The 3,166-nt window shown below is 34.2% G+C and carries 4 protein-coding genes and 1 pseudogene; all 5 read right to left on the reverse strand.

Annotation, left to right across the window (positions count from 1 at the left end):
• Positions 1-806 (reverse strand): IS256 family transposase (locus L8D11_RS04440; RefSeq protein WP_236870468.1); only part of this gene is annotated, 806 nt, incomplete at its 3' end.
• 68 nt (positions 807-874) lie between these two features.
• Complete coding sequence (locus tag L8D11_RS06010) at positions 875-1,036, reverse strand: transposase domain-containing protein (RefSeq protein ID WP_369127282.1); 162 nt, start codon at positions 1,034-1,036, stop codon at positions 875-877.
• 30 nt (positions 1,037-1,066) lie between these two features.
• Positions 1,067-1,944, reverse strand: a pseudogene (gene tnpC, locus L8D11_RS04445) (IS66 family transposase); the annotation flags it as partial.
• Positions 1,893-2,513, reverse strand: a complete 621-nt coding sequence (locus L8D11_RS04450; RefSeq protein ID WP_236870469.1) for an IS66 family transposase zinc-finger binding domain-containing protein — start codon at positions 2,511-2,513, stop codon at positions 1,893-1,895. The pseudogene tnpC and the gene L8D11_RS04450, both read right to left, overlap by 52 nt.
• 11 nt (positions 2,514-2,524) lie before the next feature.
• On the reverse strand, positions 2,525-2,872 hold the full coding sequence (gene tnpB / locus L8D11_RS04455) for an IS66 family insertion sequence element accessory protein TnpB (protein WP_236870470.1): 348 nt from the start codon (positions 2,870-2,872) through the stop codon (positions 2,525-2,527).
• Positions 2,873-3,166: the final 294 nt, after the last annotated feature.

A 3,166-nucleotide genomic window follows, 5' to 3' on the forward strand; every position in this document is an offset into this window, starting at 1 on the left:
ATATGCACAATACACAGTTGTACTGTTGTATCTGGGAAGATACTATTTATCGCTTCTGTAAAACCTTTAAGACCATCTACGCACGCTACATATATTTTTTCTACCCCTCTATTTTTTAGTTCTGTCACTACTTGCATCCAAAATTTAGCTCCCTCGTTTTTGCTTATCCAGATACCCAATAACTCCTTTTTACCTTCCATATTTACTCCTATAGCCAAGTACACTGCTTTATTTATTATAGTATGATTATCTCTTGCTTTTACATGTATACAATCCAAATATAATATTGGGTATACACTGTCCAATAACCTTGTTTGCCAGCTGTTTACTTCTTCTATTACTCCATCCGTTACTGTTGATATTAGGTCTTTTGATACCTCTGTTTGATATATTTCTTTTATATGCTCTTGTATCTCTCCTACCGTCATACCCCTGCTATATAACGAAATAACTTGATCATCAAATCCCTTAAACCTTCTTATACCTTTAGGTACTAACTGCGGTTCATATTCTCCATCCCTATCTCTTGGGACTTCTATCGCCACTTTCTTACCATCATTGTCTATTATTGTTTTATTATAGCTACCATTCCTTCTATTTTGACTCTTCTTCTCTTCCTTACTGTGTTTGTCATATCCCAATTCATGCTCTAACTCACTCTGCAATACCCTTTCTACCAACTGCTTCTTCAATTTACTCAATAATCCATCTTTGCTTAATATTTCTGATGGGTCTACTTGTGATAATAATTCATCTACTAATTTACTTGTTATGTCTGTATTATTTTTTGTTACTTTTTGTGCCATGTATGTTACCATATTAAGTTATTTTTATTTTATCTTTTTTAGTAACTTACACAAAGTATATTACACCCTCAAGGCAGGAGATCTGCGATTTTCTGAGAGTTGTAGTCTTGGATTACCGACATGACTTTTTTCAAATACCATTCTGGATTCAAGCCATTCATCTTGGCCGATTCTATTAGTGTGTAAATATCGGCAGCAGCCTTGCCACCTTCATCAGAGCCTGCAAACAACCAGTTTTTTCGTCCAACAGCAATTACTCTTAAGGCTCGTTCTGCAGCATTGTTGTCTATTTCAATTTTTCCATCTTCTAAAATCTTTTAAGAGCTATCTCATGATTTAAGGCATATTTTATTGCTAAAGATGTGCTACCTTTTTGCGCCAATTTTGATAATACCTTTTTAAAACTAACGAATAAATCTTCAACTAATTCTTTTGAATCAGCTTGCCTTTTCTCTTTTCTTGCTTCAGGACTTAAGCCTCTTATCTCTTCTTCTATTTTGTATAATTTGCCAATCACCTCTAAAACTTGATTTGCTATAGCTGCCTCAGGATTTGCCAATGTTATTTCGTAAAATTTTCTTCTTGTATGAGCCCAGCATGCTGCTTCTGTTATTTCATTATCTGGATATTTATCACTTTTGTATAAATTCTTATATCCTGCATATGCATCAGCATGCAATGTCCCTGTGAAATTCTCCAAATGACTTGCTGGCCTTTCTCCCTTCCTATCTGGGCTATAAAAATAACATACAGCTGGTGGCACTTCACTGCCATGAGGCCTGCCATCTAATACATATGTCCATATTCTTCCTATCTTAGTTTTACCAAGCCCAGGCATTAGTGTCTTGATAGGGGTGTCGTCTCCGTGTATTTCGCTGCAAGTAAATATGTATTTTTTTATTTCTTCAGCAATCGTACTTATTAAGTTGTAACCATATGCTACCCATCCAGTCATTGTTGATCTTGATATTTCTATGCCAGATCTCTCTAGTATCTCAGACTGTCTGTATAACGGAAGGTGATCATCGTATTTTTGGATTAGTATATTTGCAAGCAAGCCAAATCCTGCTTTCCCCTTCTCTATTCCTACAACTGGCACTTCTGCTTGTGACATTGCTTCACAATTTTGCATGCGCATCTTGGTCTTATATATTTTTTTACTATGTATTGAGCTGCTATATATTCCAGTAATTCCCAGCTATCCTCTCCTATCTTCCTAAACTCTTCTCCCCCGCAACTACTACATTTACTAGGTGCTTCCAATATTATTTCTTCTCTTTTTACATCTTCTGAAAATTTTTGCCTCCTTGCTTTGTTTGTATTTTTTTCTTCTTCAGACTTAGGCTTCTTGTTTGATTTTAGCTCAAGCTCTATTTCATTTTCTTCTATTTTTTGCTCAAGCTCCTCTATCTTTTTTTTAGTCTTTTCTGATGATTTGCCGAATTGCTTAGACCTTAGTATTTTAAGCTGCTCTCTTAACCTGCTATTTTCATATATTAATCTTTTCTTCTCTTTTTCCCACCCTTCTTTTTCATTGAGCAATAACTCCTTTTCCTTTGTTAACTCAGACTTTTCATTTATCAAATTTTTTGTAATTGCAATTGCTCTATACGCTTTTTCTGAAGAGTGATCTCCCTCTAATTCCTTCAATATACCTAACAAAGCTTCTTCTTTGCTATTTGATGTGTCATTGTTTTCTAAATTCAAAGCAATTATTGTTAACTATATGTTGGTTTATTAGACCATTTTGGCGTTCTCCAGTCAATACCCTCTAGCAACATTGCCAGTTGACCTTTTGTTATTCCTAAAACGGCAACTTCTTTACTATTTAGCCATGCAAATTTACCTTTGTCCATGCATTTGTAATATAGGCAAAATCCTTGACCATCCCACCATACCATCTTTATTCTATCCCCCCTCTTGCTTCTAAATACGAATAAGCCTTCTTTGCCACATTTCTTCTCTATATTTTCTTCTATCAGCATAGCAAGCCCGTGTATTCCTTTTCTCATATCTGTGCTTCCTGCATAAAGGTATATTTCTATTTTGCTATCAATAGTAATCACTTCGCCTCCATTATTTGCACTATAGAAAACAATTTTTTACTGCTTATTTCTCCATCTATTTCTAATCTGCAATTTTCGTACACAAGTTCTGCCTTTTTAAGCTTTGCTATAACAGTAGATTGTTGGATAGGGACTTTTATGAATTTATCTATAGTGAACTGAAAAAATCAGACAACAAAAAGAGTAGTTTTATTTCCTAAAAGATATAAAAATATAAATAAAAAATAAGAAGTATGAGTAAAAAAGAAAAAAGAAATTTTAGCGCTGAACAAAAAACAAAAATAGTGCTAGAAT

It is taken from the genome of Candidatus Bandiella numerosa (assembly GCF_021811875.1).
In the GTDB taxonomy this organism is placed as follows: domain Bacteria; phylum Pseudomonadota; class Alphaproteobacteria; order Rickettsiales; family Midichloriaceae; genus Aquirickettsia; species Aquirickettsia numerosa_A.